Below are 646 nucleotides of genomic sequence, written 5' to 3' on the forward strand. Positions count from 1 at the left end.
AAAATTGTGGTGCATGCCGTCATGGGTGGTTTGCTGGCAGAGGCCACGGGCAGCGATTTCAAAACTGGCGCCATGGCTGCGGGCTTGAACGAGGCCATGGCAGATACGCTGTCAACGTTATCCGGTGGCGACACCAACGTTCATGTGATGCTGTCCCAATTGACTGGTGTGCTTGCCGCCGCAGCCGTCAACGGTGATCTTCAGAAAGGCTCCGAGGTTGCTCAGAGTGCAACCATTTACAACCATGACCTGCACAGGAAGAATGCCGAAAGCTTCGCCAAAGGCATCGCCGATGCATGCAGGCAAATGCCCGGTTACTGCGCGCCAGGGGCTGAAAACGTAACTGAACAGCAGATGGTTCAAGCGCTGGAAGCCACCGCGCGGCATGGTCAAGGGAGGGAAAAGGTCGATCCTGCTGCGCTGCAATTGGTCAGTCAGTTTCTGAACCAGTTTGAGAGCACCAAAGATACGCTGTTTACGCCGACCGAATCGGAGAGTCATCGGCTTGGGGTGGAGGCAGAAGCGGAACTGGCGCTGGCGATTATTTCGCTGGGAAGTGCTGCTAAAGCTGTGGCTTCGAAAACGCCAGGGTGGCTTGAGAAGCTGGCGGGGATGTTGCAAAGCGGGGAAAAAAATGGTGCAAAAG

General features: G+C 55.9%; 1 protein-coding gene. It reads left to right on the top strand.

Translation table 11 applies throughout. The annotated features are described in order from the left end of the window. Window positions 1-21 precede the first annotated feature (21 nt). Window positions 22-646: hypothetical protein (locus MF6396_RS28745; RefSeq protein ID WP_161493058.1), on the top strand; the 625-nt coding region annotated here is incomplete at its 3' end.

The organism is Pseudomonas sp. MF6396, assembly GCF_002018915.1.
GTDB classification, from domain to species: Bacteria; Pseudomonadota; Gammaproteobacteria; order Pseudomonadales; family Pseudomonadaceae; genus Aquipseudomonas; species Aquipseudomonas palmensis.